At 67.0% G+C, this 20,394-nt stretch carries 20 protein-coding genes; 14 read left to right on the top strand and 6 right to left on the bottom strand.

Features of this window, described 5'->3' with window-relative positions:
• Positions 1-43 precede the first annotated feature (43 nt).
• Positions 44-943 (top strand): HFX_2341 family transcriptional regulator, encoded by a 900-nt coding sequence (locus N0B15_RS02200; RefSeq protein WP_263017713.1) that lies wholly within the window; start codon positions 44-46, stop codon positions 941-943.
• 84 nt (positions 944-1,027) lie between these two features.
• Here the strand turns inward: N0B15_RS02200 and N0B15_RS02195 are convergent, their stop codons facing one another.
• Positions 1,028-3,583, bottom strand: a complete 2,556-nt coding sequence (locus N0B15_RS02195; RefSeq protein ID WP_263017712.1) for an efflux RND transporter permease subunit — start codon at positions 3,581-3,583, stop codon at positions 1,028-1,030.
• A gap of 176 nt (positions 3,584-3,759) precedes the next feature.
• Here N0B15_RS02195 and N0B15_RS02190 point away from each other — a divergent pair, with 176 nt between their 5' ends.
• The 4 genes from N0B15_RS02190 (at position 3,760) to N0B15_RS02175 (ending at position 8,342) form a co-directional block, all read left to right on the top strand.
• Positions 3,760-4,395 carry a DUF8102 family protein gene (locus tag N0B15_RS02190; protein ID WP_263017711.1) on the top strand — a complete coding sequence of 212 codons (636 nt, stop codon included), beginning with the start codon at positions 3,760-3,762 and terminating at the stop codon, positions 4,393-4,395.
• A 357-nt stretch (positions 4,396-4,752) separates the two neighbouring features.
• Positions 4,753-7,410, top strand: a complete 2,658-nt coding sequence (locus N0B15_RS02185; RefSeq protein WP_263017710.1) for a valine--tRNA ligase — start codon at positions 4,753-4,755, stop codon at positions 7,408-7,410.
• Between the two features lie 160 nt (positions 7,411-7,570).
• Entirely contained in the window at positions 7,571-7,798 is a 228-nt protein-coding gene (locus N0B15_RS02180; RefSeq protein ID WP_263017709.1) for a hypothetical protein, read from the top strand.
• A 190-nt stretch (positions 7,799-7,988) separates the two neighbouring features.
• Positions 7,989-8,342: a DUF7344 domain-containing protein gene (locus tag N0B15_RS02175; RefSeq protein WP_263017708.1), complete on the top strand. Its 354-nt coding sequence runs from the start codon at positions 7,989-7,991 to the stop codon at positions 8,340-8,342.
• Positions 8,343-8,428: 86 nt separating this feature from the next.
• On the opposite strand, the gene N0B15_RS02170 is transcribed toward N0B15_RS02175, so the two are convergent.
• Positions 8,429-9,121: a DUF1405 domain-containing protein gene (locus N0B15_RS02170; RefSeq protein WP_263017707.1), complete on the bottom strand. Its 693-nt coding sequence runs from the start codon at positions 9,119-9,121 to the stop codon at positions 8,429-8,431.
• A 130-nt stretch (positions 9,122-9,251) separates the two neighbouring features.
• Between N0B15_RS02170 and pdxS the strand changes: the two genes are divergently transcribed.
• The 5 genes from pdxS (at position 9,252) to N0B15_RS02145 (ending at position 14,076) form a co-directional block, all read left to right on the top strand.
• Complete coding sequence (pdxS, locus tag N0B15_RS02165) at positions 9,252-10,172, top strand: pyridoxal 5'-phosphate synthase lyase subunit PdxS (protein WP_263017706.1); 921 nt, start codon at positions 9,252-9,254, stop codon at positions 10,170-10,172.
• 224 nt (positions 10,173-10,396) lie between these two features.
• Positions 10,397-11,323, top strand: a complete 927-nt coding sequence (locus N0B15_RS02160) for an ABC transporter ATP-binding protein (RefSeq protein WP_263017705.1) — start codon at positions 10,397-10,399, stop codon at positions 11,321-11,323.
• Positions 11,320-12,102, top strand: coding sequence for an ABC transporter permease (locus N0B15_RS02155; RefSeq protein WP_263017703.1), 783 nt, complete (start codon positions 11,320-11,322; stop codon positions 12,100-12,102). The genes N0B15_RS02160 and N0B15_RS02155 overlap by 4 nt, the downstream gene beginning before the upstream one ends.
• Positions 12,102-12,959, top strand: coding sequence for an ABC transporter permease subunit (locus N0B15_RS02150; RefSeq protein ID WP_263017702.1), 858 nt, complete (start codon positions 12,102-12,104; stop codon positions 12,957-12,959). The genes N0B15_RS02155 and N0B15_RS02150 overlap by 1 nt, the downstream gene beginning before the upstream one ends.
• Before the next feature lie 94 nt (positions 12,960-13,053).
• Positions 13,054-14,076, top strand: a complete 1,023-nt coding sequence (locus tag N0B15_RS02145) for a hypothetical protein (RefSeq protein WP_263017701.1) — start codon at positions 13,054-13,056, stop codon at positions 14,074-14,076.
• On the opposite strand, the gene N0B15_RS02140 is transcribed toward N0B15_RS02145, so the two are convergent.
• The 4 genes from N0B15_RS02140 to N0B15_RS02125 all read right to left on the bottom strand — a co-directional run bounded on the left by N0B15_RS02140 (position 14,042) and on the right by N0B15_RS02125 (position 17,349).
• A complete protein-coding gene (locus N0B15_RS02140; RefSeq protein WP_263017699.1) occupies positions 14,042-14,389 on the bottom strand; it encodes a hypothetical protein in 348 nt (115 codons plus the stop codon). The genes N0B15_RS02145 and N0B15_RS02140 overlap by 35 nt on opposite strands.
• Before the next feature lie 7 nt (positions 14,390-14,396).
• Positions 14,397-15,284 carry a homoserine kinase gene (locus N0B15_RS02135; RefSeq protein ID WP_263017697.1) on the bottom strand — a complete coding sequence of 296 codons (888 nt, stop codon included), beginning with the start codon at positions 15,282-15,284 and terminating at the stop codon, positions 14,397-14,399.
• 129 nt (positions 15,285-15,413) lie between these two features.
• A complete protein-coding gene (locus tag N0B15_RS02130; RefSeq protein ID WP_263017696.1) occupies positions 15,414-16,679 on the bottom strand; it encodes an MFS transporter in 1,266 nt (421 codons plus the stop codon).
• Positions 16,680-16,746: 67 nt separating this feature from the next.
• On the bottom strand, positions 16,747-17,349 hold the full coding sequence (locus tag N0B15_RS02125; RefSeq protein ID WP_263017695.1) for a DUF6149 family protein: 603 nt from the start codon (positions 17,347-17,349) through the stop codon (positions 16,747-16,749).
• Positions 17,350-17,469: 120 nt separating this feature from the next.
• On the opposite strand from N0B15_RS02125, the gene N0B15_RS02120 reads away from it, so the two are divergent.
• The 4 genes from N0B15_RS02120 (at position 17,470) to N0B15_RS02105 (ending at position 20,388) form a co-directional block, all read left to right on the top strand.
• Positions 17,470-18,708, top strand: coding sequence for an NAD(P)/FAD-dependent oxidoreductase (locus tag N0B15_RS02120; RefSeq protein ID WP_263017694.1), 1,239 nt, complete (start codon positions 17,470-17,472; stop codon positions 18,706-18,708).
• Between the two features lie 173 nt (positions 18,709-18,881).
• Complete coding sequence (locus N0B15_RS02115) at positions 18,882-19,106, top strand: DUF7979 domain-containing protein (RefSeq protein WP_263017693.1); 225 nt, start codon at positions 18,882-18,884, stop codon at positions 19,104-19,106.
• An 81-nt stretch (positions 19,107-19,187) separates the two neighbouring features.
• Positions 19,188-19,595, top strand: a complete 408-nt coding sequence (locus tag N0B15_RS02110) for a DUF7124 domain-containing protein (protein ID WP_263017692.1) — start codon at positions 19,188-19,190, stop codon at positions 19,593-19,595.
• A gap of 1 nt (position 19,596) precedes the next feature.
• Positions 19,597-20,388 carry a hypothetical protein gene (locus N0B15_RS02105; protein ID WP_263017690.1) on the top strand — a complete coding sequence of 264 codons (792 nt, stop codon included), beginning with the start codon at positions 19,597-19,599 and terminating at the stop codon, positions 20,386-20,388.
• The last annotated feature ends 6 nt before the right edge of the window (positions 20,389-20,394 follow it).

Here is a 20,394-nt window from a genome sequence, read left to right as displayed (position 1 = left end):
CGGTACTTGCAGGATATATAAACACACCGGCGTAGTGTACCGTATGCACACGCACATCGTCCCGGTCGGGTTCGACTACGACCGGCTGATCGCGCCGCTGGTGCGCGATCAGTGTGACGTCGACCGCGTCATCTTACTCGAGGGTGCCGTCGGGAGCGAGGCCAACGTCGAGTACTCGCGTCACCTCTCGCGAAAGCTCGCGAAGGACTTCGAGAACTTACTGGGGGCGACCACGGACCGCTTCGTCCTCGAAGACGTCTACGACTACGACGAGGCGTTCGAGCAGGCCTACGACCTCATCACGGCCGAACTCGACCGGGGCAACGAAGTCTGGGTCAACGTCGCCGCCATGCCCCGGACGGTGAGTTTCGCCTTCGCCACCGCCGCCCACTCGCTGATGGTCGAACGCCAGGACGAGCGCGAGCACATCCACACCTACTACACCGCCCCCGAGAAGTACTTAGAGACCGAACTCGCCGAGGAACTGCGCGCTCAGTCGGCGCTGCTCGAGGACTTCCTCACGGCCGGTGTCGACGACGAGCGCGTCGAGACGCGCCTCGAGAGCGCCCGCGACCTCCTCGCCGAGTTCGACGAGCGCGGGACGACCATCGGCGCGAAGGAGATCGACGGCGCACACATCGTCGAGTTGCCGGTGGCCTCGTTCTCGAGCGTCAAACCCTTCGAGGAGTTCATCCTCTACAAACTCGGCGAGGACGGCGAGTTCGACTCGGTCTCGGAACTCGCCGAGGCCCTCGCTCGCGAACTCAACGAGGAGTACACCGACAGTTTCCGCTCGAAGGTCATCTACAACGTCGACCGCCTGGGTCCCGGCGGCAAGGGCTACATCGAGCGCGAAGAACACGGCAAATCCTACCGGACGCGCCTCTCGCGCATCGGCGAACTCTGGGTGCGCGCTCACTCCGGTGACAACCGCTTCGAGTAGCCCGACGCGCCCGAATACGGACGTACTGGACGAGTCGGTGGTCGGCCGGACGGCGCACGGGCCATTGGAGGGGAGTACCGTGGTTCAGGACGCTCGAGCGGCCAGCACCCGTTCGCGCAACACGAGCAGGCAGGGCAACACCGTGAGACAGGCCAGGAAGGCGAAGACGATGGCGAGACCGGTGACCAGGCCGAAGCGCTGGAGCGGTGGGGCGAGCGCCAGCGCGAGGACGCCGAAGCCAGCGGCGGTCGTCGCTGCGCTGCCCAGTAAGGCACCGCCGGTGCCGGTCACCGTCGCCGAGAGCGCCTCGCCGAGGTCTTCGCGGCGGTCGCGTTCGGCGACGAAGCGCTCGCCGACGTGGATGCTGTAGTCGACGCCGAGACCGATCGCGAGGCTGGTGATGACTGCCGTCTCGCTGTTGAACGGCAACCCGAGCAGCGCCATCACGCCGAGCAGCCAGCACAGCGCGGCGACGACGGGCGCGAGCGTCACCACCCCGAGCGTCAGCGCGCGCTCGCGCACCCAGTAGAGGACGGTGAGGAACACGCCGATGACGACCAGCGTAATCGCGAACGCCTGGACGAGCGTCTCGAGTAAGGCGTCCTGGACGACTGCCGTCACGACGGGACCGCCCGTTGCGATTACGGTGGCGGCCGTTCCCGACTCGATGGCGCTCGCCAGCGCCCGGGAATCGTCGGCGACCGCCTGCGCCGAGGCGTCACCGCGGACGCCCACCAGCAGGCGCGCCGACTCGTAGCTCCCGTCGTCACCGCGGGCGAGGACGGTCGCCGCCGCGTCGGGATCGACCGCGTACAGCAGGTCGTAGAGGGCGACCAGGTCGTCACTCGAGGGCTGTGCCTGTGCGTCGTAGCGCTCGAGTGCGGCGGCGAGCGAGTCGTTCTCGGCGGCAGTCTCCTCGAGTACCGAACGCGGGCTCTCGATGGCGGCCGTGCCGTCGGCGCGGACGGTGATCGTGCCGTCGCCGTCGACGGCGTCGCTCGCGCCGGTGATCGACTCGAGCGTCGCCGGATCGGTGACGCCATCGCGGACCAGCAGCTGTACCTGGCTGCCGTCGCCTCGCTCGTCGAAGTTCTCGCCGAGGTAGGCGACGTCGTCGGCGATGGTGTAGGTGTCCGGGGCGAACGGGCCGGGGAGGGACTTCGCCCACTCGGGGGCGTCCTGGGGGAGGAAGTCAGTCTCGTTGAACTCCGTGTCGATGCCCGTCGCACCGTAGGCACCGCCAGCGGCGAGGACGAGCGCGACGACGACGACCGCGACCGGCGCGCGCTGGACGAGCACGACGCCGCTCGAGAGCAGCCGATTCGCGACGCCGGTGTCGGTGCCGAAGGCGGGGAGGCGGCGGTCGCGCCCGAAGCGCTCCTCGAGCAGGGTGTCGACCTCGACTTTTAGTGCGGGGACGAGCGCGCCGAAGACGACGAAGGTGGCGACGATGCCCGCCGCACAGAGCAGCGCGAAGTCCCGGACCGCCGGGAGCGGGCTGACGACGTTCGAGAGGAAGCCGATGCCGGTCGAGAACGTCGCCGCCGCGAGCGCGAGGACGACGCTCACGAGACCGAGAGCCATCCCGCCGCGAACCCCGCGCGAGGGGCTGGTCTCGTCGTCGATCAGCTCGAGCGACCCGGTTCGCGCCTCCCGGGAGCGCATCACGACGTGCAGTGAGTAGTCGATGCTCAGCCCGATCAGCAGGAAGGGGACGGCGATCAGTAGCTGGCTGGTCGGAATCTCGAGCCAGCCCAGGATGCCGGCGAGCCAGGCCATCACGACGGCGATGCCGACGAGACCGATCAGCACGTCGACGACGTCGCGGTAGGTGACGGCGAAGACGAACAGTACGAGGACGAACGCGACGGGGGTGATGATGGCGAAGCTGTCACCGACCGCACTCGAGGTGACGGCGTCGGTGATCCCCTGGCCGAAGACGAAGCCGTCATCGAAGCGCTCTTCGAACAGCGCCTCGATGCCGATCTGGGCGTCGTAGGCCGCCTGTGGCGCCTCTTCGTCCTCGCTGTCGTCGACCTGGAAGAGCACGGTGAGCCGGGCGTCGGCTTCCGTCGTCCCGGGCTCGTAGCTCGAGGGGAGGAACTCGTAGGGATCACCCGGGGCGTCCGCGTCGGGGTCCAGCAGGTCGGCCAGCAGGTCGTCGACCTCCGCGTCGGTTCGCGACTCGAGCGCCTCGATCTGTTCGGCGAGCGTCGGCGTCGCGGTGTCGGGCGGGCCGTTCGCGGCCGCCGCCCGGTCTTCGAACACCGCACCGGTGGCGACGAGCGTCTCGAGTCCGATCATCTCCTCGACGGTCGCGTTCAGCGTCTCGTTCTCACGGATTGCCTGGTGGAGCCTGAGGCTCTCGAGGAGCGACTCGCGTGTGAGGACGTCGCCGCCTTCGTCGCGGACGACGAGTTGGACGACGACGGCGTCGTCGCTCGCGTAGCTCGCGTCGATCTCCTCGAGTGCGTCGGTTTCGGGTGCGTCGACGTCGAAGCCACCGATCTCGCCCTCTTCGTTCTCGCCGACGACTGCTCCGGCGGCGACGACGACGGTCGCGAGCAGGAGGAGAACGATCACGAGACGGCTGTGGGAGACGATCACGTCCGCGTACCGCTCAGCTAACTGGCCGCTCACTGGCGACCTCTCGCCGGAGACCTCGCACTCCGGCTCTGTGACCCGTCACCGCCGATCTGCCACCGTCGGTCCCCACCGCGCTCTCGCGACACGTCCGGGCTCATACTCCGTCGCTCGACTCCGTACCTTGATAGCGCTTCGGGTCGAATCCGGTGTCGTATAATCGGTTTCCGAGTATGAACACGGACACAGACAGAGACCGGGGTATCCTCTCGCCCGCCGACCGCGCGTATCTGCTAGGCGAGGTCGAGATGAGCCACGCACAGTCGAAACGCAACGCCGAGGCCCGGATCCGCCGGCGGATCACCGACGGCTTCCTCGATTTCAATCTCTTCACCCACCTGCTCGAGCACAAAGACAGAGACCTAATATTCGAACGCGCACGCGACGATGGCGAGTTCAGGCGCGCACTCGTCGCCGCGCTCGCGTTCACCTACATCGGCCTGAAAGAACAGGGCGTCGACTTCGAGCGCGTGCTCGTTCCCGCCGTCCAGAGCGCCGAAGAAGCGTACGCCGTCGAGCAGTCGGCGACGAACGTCTCCGTCGACGTCACCTTCGAGGTCGAGACGACCGTCAACACGACGCTCGAGGCGCTCGAGACACGGCTGGCGGCGGGGGAGGCGCTCACACCGCGCGAACTCTTCTCGCTCGTCGTCGAGGGTGGGCGCGACGTCGCCGAACACGACCGGATCACCCTCCGACTCGCAGACGAGGACGACCGCGCACACGTCGACCGCCTGGCGGCCTACCTCGAGGGCGAGGTCCGCTACACCTCGGAACGTCTCGCCGTCATCTCCGTCGACGAGGCGTGATCCGCCCCCGTCTCGCTCGGGGAGACGTGATTCACAGCCAGCTCTCTCGAGGAGGCGCGACTCGAGTCGGCGACACGAAACAGCTAACACGCGCCGCCTCACTATCGGATGGTATGACCGCGTACGTTTCCACCGCCGCCGGTGGCTCTCTCGCCGTCGGTCCCGGGACCCGACGCGGCGTCGAGCGCGCCGTCGTGTTCGTAGGGCCCGCCTAGGCCCACCTCACACCACTACTTCGACGGATGTATCGTCCCGGACCAGTATTCACCGACAACGAGTAATCACAATGTTCGCACACGCAGACCAGTTGCGACCGAACTGCAGCCAGTACCGACGCCCGATTCGGGCGGTGAGAGCATGAGCATGGACACGGAAGAACGCTCGAGCGAGGACGTCGCTTCGCTCGAGGGCGGCTACGACCCCGAGGTCATCGAGCCGAAGTGGCAACGCCGCTGGGTCGACGAGGAAGTCTACGCCTACGAGGACGGGGCGGACGCGTCGGACCCGAACACGGCCTACGCCATCGACACGCCGCCGCCGACGGTCTCCGGCAGTCTCCACATGGGCCACCTCTACGGCTCGACGCTCCAGGACTTCGCCGCGCGCTTCCAGCGGATGGCGGACGGTCCCGTCCTCTTTCCCTTCGGCTACGACGACAACGGCATCGCGAGCGAGCGCCTGACCGAACAGGATCTCGACATTCGACACCAGGACTACGAGCGCCGGGAGTTCCAGCAGCTGTGTCGCGAGGTCTGTGAGACCTACGAGGAGTCGTTCACCGAACAGATGCAGGCGCTCGGCAGTTCGATCGACTGGAGTCACACCTACAAGACGATCGAGCCGCGCGTCCAGCGCATCTCTCAGCTCTCCTTCCTCGACCTCTACGAGCAGGGCCGCGAGTACCGCAAGAACGCGCCAGCGATCTGGTGTCCCGAGTGTGAGACCGCCATCTCCCAGGTCGAGACCGAGGACGCAGAACGCGACTCACACTTCAACGACATCGCCTTCGAGATGGTCGGCGAGGACGTCCCGCGCGAGGAGTTCGTCATCTCGACGACCCGTCCCGAGTTGCTCCCCGCCTGTGTCTCCGTCTTCGTCCACCCCGACGACGAGGAGAACGCCGACCTCGTCGGCGAGCGCGCACGCATCCCCCTCTTCGGCCACGAGGTGCCGATCATCGAAGACGAGCGCGTCGACATGGAGAAGGGAACCGGCGTCGTCATGTGCTGTACCTTCGGTGATCAGAACGACATCGAGTGGTACCAGGCCCACGGTCTCCCGCTGCGCGTCGCCATCGACGAGACCGCCACGATGACCGACCTCGCCGACGACTACGAGGGACTCAGCACCCACGAGGCGCGCGAAGCCATCGTCGAGGATCTGGACGATGTGGGGGCGCTCCGCGACCGCCGCGAGATCAGTCACGTCGTCCAGGTCCACGAACGCTGTGACACCGACGTCGAGTACCGCGTCTCGAAACAGTGGTACGTCGAGATTCTCGACCACCGAGACGAGTACCTCGAGGCGGGCCGCGAGATGGAGTGGTACCCCGAGAAGATGTTCACGCGCTACAAACACTGGATCGAGGGTCTCGAGTGGGACTGGCTGATCTCCCGCCAGCGCGACTCGGGAATTCCCTTCCCGGTCTGGTACTGCAGCGAGTGCGACCACCCGATCTTCGCCGAGCGCGAGGACCTGCCGGTCGACCCGCTCAGCGACGACCCGCCGGTCGACGCCTGCCCGGAGTGTGGTGCAGACGAGTTCGAACCCGAAGAGGACGTCTTCGACACCTGGGCGACCTCCTCGCTGACGCCGCTGATCAACGCCGGGTGGGACTGGGAGGACGGCGAGTTCACCATGGCCAACCCCGAACTCTACCCGTTCGACCTCCGCCCGCAGGGCCACGACATCATCTCGTTCTGGCTGTTCCACACCGTCGTCAAGTGTTACGAACACACCGGCGAGGTGCCGTTCGACTCGGTGCTGATCAACGGCCACGTCTTAGACGAGAACCGCGAGAAGATGTCGAAATCGAAGGGCAACGTCGTCGACCCGAGCGAGGTGCTCGCCGAGTACCCCGTCGACGCGGTCCGCTTCTGGGCGGCCAGCGCCGCCGTCGGCGACGACTTCCCCTTCTCCGAGAAGGACATCGTCGCCGGGGAGAAACTGCTCCGCAAGCTCTGGAACGCCTCGAAGCTCATCGACTCGCTCGCACCGCCGACCCCCGAAGAACCCGACGAACTCGAGTCGATCGACCGCTGGCTGCTCGCCGAACTCGACGCCGTCGTCGAGCGGCTCACCGCCCACTTCGAGACCTACGAGTTCGCGAAGGCGCGCAACCTCCTGCGGACGTTCTTCTGGAACACCTTCTGTGACGACTACCTCGAGATCGCGAAGACCCGCGAGGACAGCGCCTCGACGCAGTACGCGCTCCGGACGGCCCACCGCACCTTCTTACAGCTCTGGGCTCCGTTCCTGCCACACGTCACCGAAGAGATCTGGCAGGCGGTCTACGCCGACGGTGACGACCTCGAGAGCATCCACACCGAGTCCTGGCCGACGCCCGCGGGCTACGACGCCGACCTGGAGGCGGGCGAGACTGCGATGGAGGTCATCTCCGCGCTCCGTCGCTACAAGTCCGAACGCCAGTTGCCGCTCAACGCCGACCTCGAGTCGGTCTCGGTCTTCGGCGACGTCTCCGGCTTCGAGGCGGCCATCCGTGACGTGATGCACGTCGAGACGCTCGCGGTGCTCGCGGAGCCGCCGGAGATCACGACCGAGGTCGCCTCGATCGACCTCGAGTACGCCACGCTCGGGCCGCGCTACGGCGCGAAAGTCGGTGAGATCGACGCCGCCATCGACGAGGGTGCCTACGAACTCGACGAGGACCACGATGTCCTCTCGGTCGCGGGCGAGGACCTCGAGGACGACCTCTTCGAGGTCTCGCTCGAGCGAACCTACTCCGGCGACGGTGAGATGCTCGAGACCGAATCGGCGGTCGTCATCGTCGGCTGACCACCCGGTCTCTTTCCTCACGGCTCTCCGCCGTTCGGTCGCCAGCCGAGACAGTCTGGCGATCCTGACGGCGGCGTTATATACCGAGCGCTGCTACTCGGTCCCTATACGCACACGGGCCGGTGGTTCTGGTGTGTAGCGATATCGAGACACCATGGTCATGGACGACGACATCGAACAGGCGAGTATGGCGACCGTCGCCTTCGAGCGTGACCTCGAGGCGCTCGTCCTCGAGGCGTTCGCTCGTGGGGCGAGAGTGGAGGGAACCTGGGAGATTTGTCCCTCGCCGTCGACGGTTCCGGACTGGACGATCCAGATCCGACGCCACTCGTGTACCGGACGGGCGCGCGAGGACACCGTTTTCGAAGACGGGACGGACGGGTACTGAATGGCTGTCGAACGCGACAACCGTTGCCAACCTTCCTGGATATGGTTCTGTTTTTCAATAGTATCAGCCACTCTGTCCACATATATGGAAAAGGTTATGCCCGGTATGGACCAACGAGCGGCTGTACTCCGCTGAAGTCGAATGCGAGTCGACGAGCCGTCAGAAGCCGTGTAAGTTGAGTACGGACATCATGAAGACAGATACCTCGGACGTGGAGATTTCCGGAACCGAAGCAGTGCTTCCCGCGAACACGGTGTTCGAGTTGCTGCTCGACCAGCGTCGACGCTACGCGCTCTACTACCTCTCACGGAAGGTTGGCGCGGTTCCCTTAGACGAACTCGCCGAACAGCTCGCCCTCTGGGAGGAGACGCCGACGTTCGACCGGGTCGAGCGCATCTCGACCGGACTCCACCACAACCACCTCCCGAAGCTGGTCGATACGGGTGTCGCCCGATACGACCCGATCCGGGAGACGATCGAACTCCTCGAGCCAGCGCGCTCGCTCGAGCCGTACCTCGAACTCGCCGTCGGTCCCGAGTTGTAGCCGACGTCGCGACGTGACGGACCACTGTTGACGGGCGGCGCTGGTCGTTTTTCCGCCGTTGGATCCACTCGAGGTGGCGCGCCGTCTCAGTCCGCTCGAGCGCGGGCTTTCAGTTTCTCGACGCGCGTCGCGAGCGCGAGAAACAGCGCGAGGAGCGTAAACGCTGTCGCGCCCGCCGCGGCGACCCCGAGGGCGTCCGCGCCGAGGTACATCGGCGTCTCCCGGGCGACCGGCAGCTGGGTGTGGTGTGGCTCGCCGACGATAGGGACGGAGAAGTCGACGATCAGGTCGACGCCGTACCAGCAGAGGGCGACGGCGACCGCCCAGACGGGAAAGTCGGTGATCCGGTGGAGGACCAGTGCCTGGACCACCATCGCGAGGTGGCTGAAGAACAGAAAGAGGTACATCGCGGGGTGGAGCTGGGCGACGTAGACGTCGGCGAACGCGAGCAGGACGTACGGCGTCCACAGCCCGAGAATCACGTTCCCGAAGAAGGCTAACGCGGTGAGCCAGGGCAGTTCGTAACCGAGTTTCCAGCAGGCGATGGCGAGCGCGATCGACAGCGTGGCGACCGGGCTGTCGGGGACGAACGGCCACATCACCATCGGCTCGACGGTGAACTGGTGGCGGTAGTACCAGAAGCCGAAGACCGTTCCCGCGAGGTTGATCGCCACCACCAGCCAGGCGTAGCGAAGCCCCAGGTCCTCGAGTCGCGTCGGCAGCGGCGCGACGTATCGTGCCAGCGGTTCTCGCTCGGGAATCGCGCTCGAGTCACCCATTGGCCGACTCGAGGGCGGGCGGTCTCAAAACGATAGCGATCCGACCGATCGGCGAGCGGCGGCGGCCGACAGAGACGCACGCACACGAGAAACAGACACGCGTAAGTGCGACCGAGACGAACGCTCGCACATGACCGAGACATCCGGCGCAGAGACCGACCTCGAGCAGTTACGTCGCGGGACGGACCTGCTCAAGCGCGGCTTCGCACAGATGCAGAAAGGCGGCGTCATCATGGACGTCGTCAATCCCGAGCAGGCGCGCATCGCCGAGGAAGCCGGTGCCGTGGCCGTCATGTCGCTCGAGGCCGTCCCCGCCGACATCAGGAAACGCGGCGGCGTCGCCCGGATGGCGGATCCGGCGGAGGTCGAAGAGATCGTCGAGGCGGTCTCGATCCCAGTGATGGGCAAAGCGCGCATCGGCCACACGAAAGAGGCACAGATCCTCGAAGCCGTCGGCGTCGACATGATCGACGAGTCGGAGGTGCTCACGCCCGCGGACGACGCCTACCACATCGACAAGCGCGACTTTACTGCGCCGTTCGTCTGTGGCGCGCGCAACCTCGGCGAGGCGCTCCGGCGCATCCACGAGGGCGCGGCGATGATCCGCACGAAGGGCGAGGCAGGGACGGGCGACGTCAACCAGGCCGTCTACCACCAGCGTACGATCAAGGGCGCGATCCGCGAACTCGAGGGGATGACCCACGAGGAGCGCGAAGCCTACGCTCGCGAGATCAGCGCACCCGCCGAGCTGGTCCACGAGACCGCGGAGATGGGCCGGCTTCCGGTCGTCAACTTCGCCGCGGGTGGCATCGCGACGCCCGCCGACGCGGCGCTGATGATGCACCACGAGTGTGACGGCATCTTCGTTGGCAGCGGTATCTTCGGGGCGGAGAACCCCGAGGCGATGGCCGACGCCATCGTCCAGGCGGTGAACAACTGGGACGACCCCGAGGCGCTCGCCGAGATCAGCAAGAACATCGGCAAGGGGATGAAAGGCGATGCGAACGTCGACCTCCCCGAAGAAGAGAAGTTGCAGGGCCGAGGCGTCTGAGCGAGCCGATACGGGACGACTCCGACCGCCGAACCGGACGACGGATCGCCCCATCGCCGGGTCCGTCGCGCCCGTTCTCTCCCGGCTACGGTGTGCTGTGAGCACACCGGTCGGCCGATAGCACTCGAGTTCCGCGCGCTCGACGCTCGAGGTGCCACTCGAGACGCCCCTCACGGTACCCACGGCGGCTACCGCTTCAAGTACCGCGGCGTCGTACGACTATTATGTCAACCATCCATATGGATGGCCTCACCAAGCGCTACGGGGACGTCCTCGCCAACGACAGTGTTACCTTCGACGTCGGCTCCGGGGAGATATTCGGCTATCTCGGCCCGAACGGTGCGGGGAAGACGACGACGATCCGCCTGTTGCTCGGACTCATCAAGCCGACGTCGGGGACGGCGGCGGTGCTCGGGGCGGATATTCGCGACCGGCGGGCGCTCACCGAACGGAAGGCCGCTGTCGGCTACCTCCCCGACTCGCTCGGGTTCGAGGAGCGACTCACCGGCCGGCAGGTGCTCGACTACTTCGCGCGGATGCGTGGCGACGAGCGACGGGACGAGTTACTCGAGTTGTTCCACCCGCCGCTCGAGAAGCCGGTCGAGACCTACTCGCACGGGAACAAGCGGATGCTCGGGATCGTCCAGGCGTTCATGCACGACCCGCAACTCGCGATTCTCGACGAACCGACCTCCGGACTCGACCCGCTCAAGCAGGACCGACTCCACCAGTTTCTCGAGGCAGAACGCGACGCGGGGAAGACGATCTTCCTCTCCTCACACGTCCTGAGCGAGGTCCAGCGCGTCTGTGATCGGGTTGGCATCATCCGGGAGGGGAAACTGGCTGCGCTCGAGGACATCGACGCGCTGTTGGAGCGAAGCGGCAAGCGTGTGTGGATCCACCTGACGGACCCGGTCGACGAGGAGCGGTTCGTGACCCCCGAGATGATCGACCTCGAGGTCGTCGACAGCGCGGCCCAGTTCACCTACACCGGCGAGTACAACGCGCTGGTCGACCATCTGGGTGCGTTCGACATCGCCAACATCGAGATCACCGATCCGCAACTGGACGAGATTTTCAAACACTACTACGGGGAGGACGGGTCGGCGGCGACGAATCACGAAGAGCCTGTCCAGACGGAGGCAGAATGACGGCGATTCTGCGCGCCGAATCCCGACAACTGGTGCGTAGCTCGCTCGTTCTGACCGGCCTGTTGGCCCTGCTCCTGGCGTTCGTCCTCGCCGTCTTTCCGGGCTTCGCGGAAGAAGCCGCACTCGTCGAGGAGGCGTTTCCGCCGGTCCTGCTCGGGCTACTGGGAATCGAAGAGATCCACACGATCGAGGGCTTCGTCGGCGGCTACGTCTTCTCCATCGTCTGGATTCTGTTCGCCGGCATCTACTTCGCGTACGTCAGCGCCGGGATGATCGTCGACGACATCCGCACGCGACGGATGGATCTCACCCTCTCGAGTCCGGTCTCACGGGAGTCGGTCGTCCTCCAGAAGGTCGCCGCGCTCTGGGTGCCGCTGGTCGCGTTGCACGTCGGGCTGTTCGCGGTCGTAGCCGTCGGTATTCGCGTCATCGGCGAGTCGCTCGACCCCGTGGCGCTCGCGATGGCGCACCTGTTTCTCGTCCCCTACCTGCTGGTCTGTGCCGGGATCGGGATCGTCCTCTCCGTCGTCCTCGAGCGCGTCGAGAGCGCCCAGGCGGCGGCGCTGGGGCTCGTGTTCGTCCTCTGGCTGGTCGACGGTCTCTCACACATGGACCCCGACTTCGAGTGGGTCGGCGCGGCGACGCCGAGTCGGTACGTCGATCCGGGAGCGATACTGGTTCACGGAGAGTACGCGTTCGGGGACGCCGGACTGCTGCTGGTCGCGTTTCTCGCACTGATCGTGATCGCTCTCGTCGTCTTCGTCCGGAGGGATATCTGATGACGCCGGATACGGGTGGTGATGTCGCGACGGCCGGCGCAACCGACTCCTCGGCGACGGGCGATGCCGGGAGCGCGACGGCTATCCTCCGCGTCGAGTCGGGAAAGCGGGTCCGTGGCTCGGTCGTCCTCGTCGTCGTCTTCGCCCTGCTGGCGGCGCTGTACTTCGCGATGTTTCCGGGTCTCTCCGAGGAGATGGAGGCGCTCGAGCAGGCGTTTCCGGCCTTCTTCTTCGATCTCTTCGGGATCGAAGCGCTCCACACGATCGAGGGATTCATCGCCGCCGAGATTTACTCGTTCTTCTGGGTGATCCTCGTCGGCATCTACTTCGCCTACATCGGTGCGGGGCTGATCGCGACGGATATCGACGACCGGAAGATGGACCTCACCCTCTCGAATCCGGTCTCGCGCGAGTCGGTCGTCCTCCAGAAGGTCGCCGCGCTCTGGGTGCCGCTGGCCGTCCTGAACGTCGGCGTTCCAGCCATCGTCTACGTCGGAGCGCTCGTCATCGGCGAGTCGTTCGATCCCGTCGCGCTCGCGATGGTCCACCTCCTCTCGATTCCGTACCTGCTGGTCTGTGCCGGGATCGGACTCGTGCTCTCGGTCGCCATCAGTCGAGCGCGAACTGCCAGGGCAGCAGCAATCACGCTCGTGTTCGTTCTCTGGCTGGTCGACGCCGTCTCCGGGCTGGACGAGGACCTCGAGTGGGTCGGTGCGGTGACGCCGAGTCGGTACTACGACGAGACGGCGATTCTGGTCCACGAGAAGTTCGCATTTGGGGACGCCGGCGTCCTGCTGGCGGCGTTTCTCGTCTTGGTCGCCGTCGCCACCGCCGTCTTCGTCCGCCGGGACATCTGAGACCGCGTGGCGGTTCCAGACCGGCGTGGCGACACTCAGCGACGCCTGAACGAGGGCCCTGGCTATATCGAACCCGTCCGCGTACGCTCGAGCGATGGTCCCGAACCGACGCGACGTCCTCGAGTTCACAGGCGCGACGGCGGCGACAGTGTTCGCAGGCGGACTCGCAGGCTGTGTCGGCGTCGACGCACAGGACACGCCCGACCAGATGCCGGCGTACATCCGGTGGCTCGCGCTCGAGGACGACGGTCTCGAGTTCGTCGCCGTCGACTGGGCGGCTCTCGAGGGGTACGTCGAAGACGAACTGGCGGCCGTCCAGCCGGGTGCCGAGGAGGACACGTTGCCGCCGGAGTACGACGCGGATCCGATGATTGCACCCGCTTCCGAGGGGCTGCTCGAGGCGTATCTCTTCGTCGGGATCGACCTCGCCCAGTACGGTCTCGGCAGGCTCCTCGAAGCCGACGCGTTCGAGTCGGCCGTCGCGGAACTGCTGGTGATCGACGACGCGCTGGTCGCGACCGGAGAGATAGACCGCGACGAACTGGACGACCACCTGACCGGCGAGCCAGCGCTCGAGTTCATCGAGGAGTTCGAGCGGACGGGCGAAACCGACGGGTACGAGGTCTACGAGACGGTCGCGGCCGACGACGGTGCGGCGATCGGTGTCGCCGACGACGCGCTCGTCGTCGTCCCTGGCGAGGGTGTCGACGGGACCGCCGACGATCCAACGGCGGTTCTCGAGGCGACCGTCGCCGTCGGGGAGGGCGACGCCGACCGGGCGACCGACGACTCGGAGGCGTTCGCGTGGCTGGTCGAAGCCGCCGGTGACGGCGACGTCACCGTCGGGCAGTACGGCGACCGAATCGGCGCGGCCGACGACGAGGGACTCGTCGGTCTCGCGTTCGGGTCGTTCGCGGAACTCGCGGACGCCGACGGCGTCGTCTCGTCGCTGCGCGTCGAAGACGCCGAAACGTCTACCGGCGATTTCGCGGCCCTCGTCGACGACCCGGACGAGGACGCACTCGTGACCGTCCTCGGTGTGTCCGCGGACGAGCGGTCGGTCGATATCGACGGGGAGCGCGTCACCGCGACAGCCACCTGGACCGAGCCGAACTGACGACGGCTCCCAGAAACAGCAGGTAGGCCACGAGCGCGCCCGCCATCGCCGACAGCACGCTCGAGGGGGCGACCACCGCGCCCACGAGAGCGCACCCGAGCGCGAGCGCGACGGCCCCCAGCTGTACCGGCCGGCGCTCCCAGTAGGTGCGAACGGCGTCGGCTCTCCGGGCGGTGACGGCCTCGAATGCGAGCGTGGCGAGCCCGCCGAGTGCGAACGCGCCCCTCGAGAGGCTGGCGTTCGTCAGGACGAACCCGACGGCGACGGCGAGGAGCACGAAGACGGCGAGCGCGCCATCAGTTCGAGCACCCATCTGCCCGTTACTCGGCGTCGGAATACAGCTGTGCACCCGCGCCGACTTCCGTCTGGTAGGCGCGGCTCTCGATGCCGTGGTCGTCGAAGGCGTCCATCATCGCGGAGGCGACCGCCCGTCGGTCGGGCTCGCGACAGACGGCGAGGAGCGTTGGCCCCGCGCCGCTGACGGTGACGCCGGTCGCGCCGACGGCGAGCGCGGCGTCGCGCACGTCGTCGTAGCCGCGGATGAGCGCGGCACGCTCGGGGGTGACGATGCCGTCGTCCATGCCGCGGCCGACGAGGTCGGGGTCGTCGCGGGCCATGCCGACGGCGAGGGTGGCGGCGTGGCCGACGGTGGAGACGATGTCGGCCATCTCGGCGCGTTCGGGGACGACTTTGCGCGCGTCGCGCGTGGAGACGTTGATCTCGGGAAGGCAGGCGACGAGCGAGAGCGAGGCGTCGACCTGCGTAATTCCACCCTCGGTGACGATGGTGAAGCCGCCGAGCAGCGAGGGGGCGACGTTGTCGGAGTGGGCCGCCCCGGAGACGAGCGCCTCGCCTTCGGCCGCGATGGGGACGAGTTCCTCTCGAGAGAGGCCGCGGTCGTAGAGGGCGTTGAGCGCGACGGCGGCGGCGGCGGCGCTCGCGGCCGAGGAGCCGAGTCCCGAGGAGGGTCTGACGCCCTTGTCGATCTGGATCCTCGCCGGGGCGTCGAGCGCCTCGGCGACGGCCCCGACGGTGTTCCGCTCGGGGTCTTCCGGAATGTACTGGCTGCCAGCGCCGGTGACGGTGATCGTCGTCTCTGGGGCGCGCTCGACGCGAACGACGTCCGCCGGTCGGCCGAGTGCGATCCCGAAGACGTCGAACCCGCTCCCGAGGTTCGCACTCGACGCCGGGGCCCGCACGGTGAACATGGGTGCATCTTCAGACAGTGCTGCCAAAAAGGTAGCGAACCGGGGGCTCTCCGACTCGAGCGCTCACGGGGAGCCGTCGATCGGAAACCGGTGGGTCGGCCGTCGGTCTCGCCTGCAGGGCAGCCGCGTTCACTCGCGTGTCTCGCCGCTCGAGCGGGCGGTCTCTCGAGTCGGCCCGACGCCGACGGCCAGCGCGGTGGCGAGTGCGGCGCCGACGAGGGCGAAGCCGGTGAGCATCGCGAAGAAGGCGGTGAGGCTCCAGCCGAGGACGACGCCGCCGAGGGCGATGCTCGTCGCGCCGAGACCGAACTCGCCGAGGTAGGTGTAGCCGTAGGAGAGACCGCGGCCCTCCGGCGGTGTCGAGACCGCGACGGCTTCCTGGTAGAACGGCTGGATGGCGAAGAGGAAAAAGCCGAGGACGGCACAGTAGGCGAGCGTCGCGGCGAGTCCGAGCGCGGTGACGGGGACGAACGCGAGCGCGAGCAGCGCCAGCAGCGTGAAGATGGCCGCCAGCCCGCGTGCCGGCCTGATTCGGGCGATCGCCTTCCCTCCGGCGTACTGTCCGGCCATCCCGACGACCAGGAGACCGACGTAGACGTAGAAGGCGGCGTCGATGCCCTCGAGTCCGCTCGCGAGCGTCAGGTCGCCCACCGCCGGGAGGTCGGTGAGGATCTCCGGGAGGTAGGTCAGGACGCCGCGGTAGAACAGCCCTTCGAAGGTGACGATGACGAAGACGACGGCGAAGGCGCTCGCGAACAGCGCTCGCGAGTTCGCCAGGAGCGAGACCAGCGAGAGCGTGCCCGCCCCCGCTTCGGTCTCCGTCTCGGCCATCGGGTCGAACGTCGCGCGTAGGCCGTAGGCGACGGCGAGCAGCCCCGGCAGTGCGAGCACGAGCGCGACGAGGTGCCACTCGAGGACGATCAGGAGCGTCGCGGTGACGAACGGGCCGAGGGCGATGCCGACGTTGCCGGCGATGCCGTGGTAGGCGAAGACGGTGCCGCGGTCGGCGACGCCGGTGGAGATGAGCGAGAGTCCGGCCGGGTGGTAGACGCTGGCGGCGATGCCCCAGCAACAGAGGGCGACGGCGACGGCGTAGATGGAGTCGGCGACGCCAGCGAGGGCGAGACCGACGAAACTGGCGCTCATGCCGAGCAGACAGGCGAGGATCAGCCGTTTCGGGCCGACCCTGTCGGCGAGGATGCCGCCGGGGAGCGCGCCGAGACCGAACGGGGCGTAGCCGAGGGCGACGACGACGCCGAGGACGGCGACGGAGACGTCGAACGACGCCAGCCAGACGACGAGGAAGATCGGGATCGAGGTTTCGAACCAGTGGACGAGCGCGTGCCCGAGCATGGTGAAGCGGGCGATCGCTCGGTCGTTCGCGGTGAGTACCATCTCGAGGTCGTTGCCGGAGAGCGACCGCGCCGGTACTTAGGGACTCGGATACGGAACCGGACGACGTTCAGTCGTCGGTCTCGTCTTCGTCCGCGGCGTCGACGCCGACGGCCTGGCTCACGTCGACGTCCTCGGGTTCGTCCTGGCCGCCGACGATTAGCTCGCCGTCGGGACCTTCGACGTAGACGTCGTCGGCGAAGCCGCCCTCGGCGTGGGGGTGGACTGGGTCCTCGAGCCGTTCGGGCGTCGAGGGGGCTTCGGGGATGCCGCCCGACGGTTCGAACTCGCCGAGCGGGTCGGCGATGGTGATCCCCCACGTGCTGAAGAAGTCCGCGTAGCGCTCGTAGTGGGTCTCGAGTTCGTCGGCGGGGAACTCCATCATCTCGGTCCAGCCGTGGTTGTAGAAGTCGAAGTTGGCCTGGATGTGGGTGATCTCTCTGGCCTCGGCCTCGGAGTAGCCGGCGCGCAGGGCCTCGAGGTAGGTGTCGATGGTCGCCTCGAAGAGACCGTCCAGGTGGGCTTTGCGTTCGTCTGCGTGGGCGGGGTCGGCCTTTTTCGTGAAGACTTTGGTGTGTAGGCGGACGAGTCCGGAGGTGGCGACCGAGCGGACGACGGGCGTCTCGAGGGCGGTCTTCGAGGCGAAGTGACGGACGTTCTGACGGATCTTCATAGGTGTACATGTGAACGCGACGGTAAAGAGGGATTCGGAGGGTGTTCAGTTCTATGACCAAATCCGGTAGAATAGACGAGATAGCAACCCACTTTACCCCCCGTTGCGAACGTTCCGAGTATGACTGAGTACGTCATCATCGGTGATGGTATCTCGGGTAGTTCTGCTGCCGAGACGCTCCGGGAAGAAGATCCCGACTCGGAGATCACCGTCATCACCGATGAGGGGGAACCCCTGTACAATCGCATCCTGATCAAAGAGCACGCGAAAGGGAAACTTCCCGAAGCGCCCATCTCGATCCACGACGAAGCGTGGTACGAAGACCGGGACATCACGCTCTCGCTCGACACCCACGTCACGACCGTCGATACGGACGAGAAGGTCGTCCGCATCCACGACGGATCGGACGTCTCCTACGACAAACTCCTCATCGCGACCGGTGGGACCCCCACACAGCTCCCCGTGCCAGGGAGCGACGCCGAGGGTGTGCTCCACTTCTGGACGTTCCAGGACGCACGCCGGATCAAGGAGTACGCCGAGGAGGCAGAGCAGGCCGCCATCGTCGGCGCGGGCCTGCTCGGTATCGACTTCGCGGCGGTCTGTGGTGCCCAGGGCGTCGAGGGCAACTACCTCATGCGCGGCGACCGCTGGTGGCGCTACGCCCTCTCGAGTGAGGGCGCAGAGATCATGCACCAGGGCATGCGCGACGTCGGCGTCGAACCCGTCTTCGACAGCGGTCTCGACCACTTCGAGACCGACGACGACGGCCAGGTCACTGCTGCGGTCGACCCCAACGGCGAGCGCTACCCCTGTGACTTCGCGGGCGTCGCCATCGGCCTGACGTTCAACACGGAGTTCCTCCACGACGTCGACCTCGAGATGGACAACGGCATCGTCGTCGACCAGTACATGCAGACGAACCTCGAGGACGTCTACGCCGCGGGTGACCTCACGCGCTTTTACGACGTCTTACTGGGTGAGCACGCCCAGAACGGCTCGTGGGGCTCGGCGAAGGAACAGGGCCGGATCGCCGGAACCAACATGGCCGCCGACGGCGAGACCGAGGGGTTCGAGTGGGTCTCCTCGTACTCGATCACCCACTTCGACTTCCCGTTTCTCTCCTTTGGCCACCCCACCCTCGGCGACGACCACGCCGAACGCAAGTACTCGGACACCGAGTGGCGGCGCATCGCGTTCAAAGACGGCAAAATCGTCGGCGGCGTCCTCATCGGCGACCTCGCCCCCCAGAGCAAGTTCAAGCAACTGATGCGCGAAGGGCGTGTCGTCGCCGACCAGAAAGAGGTGCTGCTCGCCGAGACGGTCGACCTGGACGACCTCGCTCCGGCCCAGGAGCAGTAGCGCCCTCGCCCCCGTCGAGTTCCTGCGGCTCCGTCTCTCCGCTTCGCTCGAGCGCGTGTGCGATGGTACCACCTGTCCTTCCTACTCGAGCGAGCGCCGTCGGCCGATTTCTCCACGGGTGACCGGTATCGACAGAAGAGTTAAGTCGCGTGTCGCCCTGCAGTAGTGTGTGTATGTCTAGCAGTAGCACAGTGGGGCGGACGGTCACCCTGCGACGGACCGAGACGGTTCGTTCACCGCCGCGAGTCCGCCACGTCGACGAACTGAGTGAGGACGCGCTGGCGCGCTTTTACGACCTGGTCACCTCCGGTGGCGGGTCGGCAGTGACGGACCTGACGGGGTTCGTCGACGGTGAGATCATCGTCTTCACCGACTACTACCGGGTCTCGCTGGAGTGACGGGGCAACGATCCGCTCGCGACCCGGTCGCACTCGAGTAGTACCGAAGCCGTTTTGCGCCGTCCGGAGCAGAGAGTAGCCATGAACGGTGGAAGCGACATGACCCTCGCGTTCGAGCTCTCGGCGCTACAGGAACTGGCGGTCCCCGAGGCGGTCTTCGACGACGCGCGCGGGTGGAGTACGTACGTCGGCGTCGTCTCCGAAGAGCCGACCTACGTCGTCACGAACTACACGCGCAAGAACCGGATCCGCCAGGACTTCTTCTCGGGCCCGCGCGGGAAGGCCGAGAGCTTAGAGAGCGTCAAACGCCAGTTCGACACCGAACGCCACGTCTTCGTCGGCACGGACGAGGAGGACGAAGCGCTCGCGGCCGACCTCGGCTGGGAGTACCTCGCCGTCGAGGACGCCGCGGCCGCCGCCGAGTGGCCGCTCGCCTCGGAGACCGACGGAGCCGAACAGTCGGAACCGGTCCGCGACGACTGGCCCTGAGATGACGTTCTCGGTCACTGACGTCCTCGACGACGGCATCGAACGCGTCCTCGACAGACGCCTCCTCCCGGTGTTTCTCGCCCTCTACGCCGTCCACCTCGCCCTCGTCGTCGCCACCCAGAGCTACCTCGAGCGCCAGCGCGAGGCGCTCGCGGCCGACCCGTTCGTCGGTGAGGCGCTGCTCCCCGACCAGTTCCCGCTCGCGCTCGACGTCTCCGCCACCCTCGCCTGGGTCGTCTGGGGACTCGCGCTAGCCGGGTTCGTCACGGCGTCGGTCGTCGCGTTCCGCGCGCTGCTGGCCCGCGAGGACGGCCCGTCGAGCGATCCTCCCTCCCGCCACGGTCTCCTCCTCGCGACGGCCCACGGGTTCGTCGCCGCCGTCGTCGGCGTCCTCGTCGTCGCCACCGGCCTGGTCTTGCTCGTCCTCCCCGGCCTGTTCCTCGCGAGCGCGTTCGCGTTCACTCACGCGTACATCTCACTCGAGCGCGTCGACACCGTCGAGGCGATGCGGCGCAGTTACGCCGCGACCGACGGCTACCGACTCGACGTGTTCGTCGTTCTCGCGGTCACCGTCCTCACCTACCTGGGCGTGAGCTTCCTGGGCGGGTTCGCGCTCGCGTTCTCGGCGCTTCTGGCCGCGCCCGTCGCCGGCGAACTCCTCAACGTCGCGTTCAATGCGTTCGCCTGGCTGGCCGCCCTCGCCATCCTCGCGAGCGCGTTCGACCACCTCGAGACCGCCCGCGCCGACGCCGCCGAGAAGTGGGCGGGCATCGACGACGAACTCCTGCCCTGAACCGCG

It is taken from the genome of Natronobiforma cellulositropha (assembly GCF_025629245.1).
GTDB lineage: Archaea > Halobacteriota > Halobacteria > Halobacteriales > Natrialbaceae > Natronobiforma > Natronobiforma cellulositropha.
This window is presented reverse-complemented; position numbering and strand designations above follow the sequence as displayed.

Coding starts and splice junctions, on each gene's coding strand:
- N0B15_RS02200 (WP_263017713.1), top strand. CDS start 44: ATGCACACGCACATCGTCCCGGTCGGGTTCGACTACGACCGGCTGATC.
- N0B15_RS02190 (WP_263017711.1), top strand. CDS start 3,760: ATGAACACGGACACAGACAGAGACCGGGGTATCCTCTCGCCCGCCGAC.
- N0B15_RS02185 (WP_263017710.1), top strand. CDS start 4,753: ATGAGCATGGACACGGAAGAACGCTCGAGCGAGGACGTCGCTTCGCTC.
- N0B15_RS02180 (WP_263017709.1), top strand. CDS start 7,571: ATGGACGACGACATCGAACAGGCGAGTATGGCGACCGTCGCCTTCGAG.
- N0B15_RS02175 (WP_263017708.1), top strand. CDS start 7,989: ATGAAGACAGATACCTCGGACGTGGAGATTTCCGGAACCGAAGCAGTG.
- N0B15_RS02170 (WP_263017707.1), bottom strand. CDS start 9,121: ATGGGTGACTCGAGCGCGATTCCCGAGCGAGAACCGCTGGCACGATAC.
- pdxS (WP_263017706.1), top strand. CDS start 9,252: ATGACCGAGACATCCGGCGCAGAGACCGACCTCGAGCAGTTACGTCGC.
- N0B15_RS02160 (WP_263017705.1), top strand. CDS start 10,397: ATGTCAACCATCCATATGGATGGCCTCACCAAGCGCTACGGGGACGTC.
- N0B15_RS02155 (WP_263017703.1), top strand. CDS start 11,320: ATGACGGCGATTCTGCGCGCCGAATCCCGACAACTGGTGCGTAGCTCG.
- N0B15_RS02150 (WP_263017702.1), top strand. CDS start 12,102: ATGACGCCGGATACGGGTGGTGATGTCGCGACGGCCGGCGCAACCGAC.
- N0B15_RS02145 (WP_263017701.1), top strand. CDS start 13,054: ATGGTCCCGAACCGACGCGACGTCCTCGAGTTCACAGGCGCGACGGCG.
- N0B15_RS02140 (WP_263017699.1), bottom strand. CDS start 14,389: ATGGGTGCTCGAACTGATGGCGCGCTCGCCGTCTTCGTGCTCCTCGCC.
- N0B15_RS02135 (WP_263017697.1), bottom strand. CDS start 15,284: ATGTTCACCGTGCGGGCCCCGGCGTCGAGTGCGAACCTCGGGAGCGGG.
- N0B15_RS02130 (WP_263017696.1), bottom strand. CDS start 16,679: ATGGTACTCACCGCGAACGACCGAGCGATCGCCCGCTTCACCATGCTC.
- N0B15_RS02125 (WP_263017695.1), bottom strand. CDS start 17,349: ATGAAGATCCGTCAGAACGTCCGTCACTTCGCCTCGAAGACCGCCCTC.
- N0B15_RS02120 (WP_263017694.1), top strand. CDS start 17,470: ATGACTGAGTACGTCATCATCGGTGATGGTATCTCGGGTAGTTCTGCT.
- N0B15_RS02115 (WP_263017693.1), top strand. CDS start 18,882: ATGTCTAGCAGTAGCACAGTGGGGCGGACGGTCACCCTGCGACGGACC.
- N0B15_RS02110 (WP_263017692.1), top strand. CDS start 19,188: ATGAACGGTGGAAGCGACATGACCCTCGCGTTCGAGCTCTCGGCGCTA.
- N0B15_RS02105 (WP_263017690.1), top strand. CDS start 19,597: ATGACGTTCTCGGTCACTGACGTCCTCGACGACGGCATCGAACGCGTC.